The 2266-nt window shown below is 54.5% G+C and carries 2 protein-coding genes; both read left to right on the top strand.

Going from position 1 to position 2266, the window contains the following annotated elements:
• Window positions 1-245: 245 nt before the first annotated feature.
• Window positions 246-1157, top strand: coding sequence for a serine/threonine-protein kinase RIO2 (locus BLR34_RS16525; protein ID WP_092704989.1), 912 nt, complete (start codon window positions 246-248; stop codon window positions 1155-1157).
• A 474-nt stretch (window positions 1158-1631) separates the two neighbouring features.
• Window positions 1632-2087, top strand: a complete 456-nt coding sequence (locus BLR34_RS16520) for a hypothetical protein (protein ID WP_092704987.1) — start codon at window positions 1632-1634, stop codon at window positions 2085-2087.
• Window positions 2088-2266 lie beyond the last annotated feature (179 nt).

The following is a 2266-nucleotide window of genomic DNA, read 5'->3' as shown; positions in this document are numbered from 1 at the left end:
TGGTGTGCACAGCCTTTCCTCCTCATTCCTCTCAAAAAGACGCCTCGATAAGCCGCTGCTGTCTCGTTGTTTTTCGCTTAGCTAAAGACAGATGGGTCGCGAAAGTTGACTCTGCCAGCGGGTGATGGGGACAGAGTATCCACGTCTTCAATCCATACCCGATGTTAAATATAGCGGTATAACATTTAAACAGAGATGCACGACGCGCTGGTCTTAAACGGGCACGGTGGCTACGGTACGACGAGATGGTCCGTAACGTCGCTGACGAGATGGCAGACCTCGAAGCCGAGGATTTCTATCTGCTCTCTGGCATCGAGCACGGGATGCGGTTTTCGGAGTACGTCAACCGGGAGAAGCTCCCGGAATTCTCGCGACTTACCGCCGAGGACGTAGAGTACCGGCTCGACCGGTGTGAGCGCCGCGGATTGGTCGAGCGGAAGACGATTCAGTACGAGGGGTTCAGGCTCACCTTCGAGGGGTACGACGCTCTCGCCTTACACACCTTCGCCGAGCGCGAGACCGTCGAGGGGATGGGGTCGTCGCTCGGGGTCGGCAAGGAAAGTGACGTATACGAGGTGCAGTCCTACCAGCCGTTTGCGCTGAAGTTCCACCGCGAGGGGTACACCGAGTTCCGCGAGGTCAACCGAGAACGGGAGTACACCGCCGACCGCGAACACGTCTCCTGGATGTACACCGCACGGAAAGCCGCCGAAAACGAGTACGGAGCACTCGAAGCGTTGTATCCAGACGTGTCGGTGCCGCGGCCGGTTGACCACAACCGCCACGCCATCGTGATGGAGCGACTCGACGGCGTCGAGCTCGAACGGGCAGCGCTCGAATCACAGCAGGTGGTCCCGATTATGGAGCTAATCCTCTCGGAGATGGCTACCGCCTACGAGGCCGGCTACGTGCACGCGGACATGAGTGAGTACAACCTCTTTGTGGACACAGACGGCATCACGATTTTCGACTGGCCCCAGGCCGTCCCGGCCGCCCACGAAAACAGCGACGACCTGCTCGGTCGAGACGTCGAGAACGTGGTCGGCTACTTCCAGCGTAAATATCCCGGCAAGGTCGACGTTGTCGATACCGATAGTATCGCCGACGCCATCATCGACGGCTCCTTCGAGCGTGTCGACGAATACATGGAAGACTGAAGATTGCGAAGTTGTTTACCTTCGGTCTCGCGTTCGACATCTGATTCTGTGTGTAACGCCTCGTAAATGAAATGAAGCTATATCAAAGAAGGAGTGAGTGGCCTGATAGTGAGTATTGCGGTGATTTTCGTGACCACGTGACCGGAATTGTCGTGTCACATCCTGTGAGCTCCGTCTGGTGCCACGGCGGTAACGACTCAGAATAATCACGATGAGAAAGTCTGTTTAAATCGGTGTGTCACAACTCAGACGACGGTTCGTGCGACTGCAAGCGGCCCGGTTGCAGCCAGAATCTCAGACAGGACTGTCGAAGATGTTCATAATACCACAACTGTGTTTTTGAAATATAATCCCCTTTATCATCCAGGCAGAAGCTCTACACCGTACCTGGATATATTGAGAGGCGTGCCTGAAGTAAAGGTATCTGGCAAGTTTGTCCAAGGATTCGCGAACAGTGCTGGAGACGTGTCACCGGTGTTCGAACAGAAACTGCGAAAATTCCTTGCAGAACATGGCATCGACGAAGTGAAACCAGACAACTGGTACCCCTTCGATAACTTTGCAAGAGCAGTTACTGACGTTGAAGATGCAGTCGGAACGATGACTGCAGTCGTGGGTGGCCGGACGATGGTCAGCCTAATCGGGAGGTTGGACGGGACACAGTCGCTCGCAGAAACGATGGAAATAGCAAAAGAGGCGAATCGAAACGCATACCAAAACTTCACCGTCGACGCCGCAGGTCACTACAGTTACGAGGAGACAGACGATGGAGCCCGGATTGCAACTGTCGGGGGCTGGCAGCATCCCCAACAGTTCACGAAAGGTATTATCGAGGGCTTCGTCGAGAACGCGACCGATTACGAGATGGACGATCTCAAAGAGCGGCGTTCACAGTCAGACGAAGTGTACGCGTTCTCGGTTCCGAGATAACAACTGAGCCACAGTCTGTCGTTTCGGGCAACTCTCTGGTAGTGAGTGACTCGGCTGTGGGGTAAACTTATCATTCGATATTATAAAGAGCGTGTCATAGAATCAATCACAGGATCTTGAGATTCGTCCGTCCGGGATTGTGTCCACGTTCATAATTGGTGATGGCGACGATCACGCGG

This window comes from Halovenus aranensis (assembly GCF_900100385.1).
Classification (GTDB): domain Archaea; phylum Halobacteriota; class Halobacteria; order Halobacteriales; family Haloarculaceae; genus Halovenus; species Halovenus aranensis.
Note: the sequence above shows the minus strand (reverse complement) of the source record. Positions and strands in the feature narration are given on the sequence as shown.

Bases quoted from the DNA above. Each gene is read 5' to 3' on its own strand.
- BLR34_RS16525 (WP_092704989.1), top strand. From the start codon at position 246: ATGGTCCGTAACGTCGCTGACGAGATGGCAGACCTCGAAGCCGAGGAT.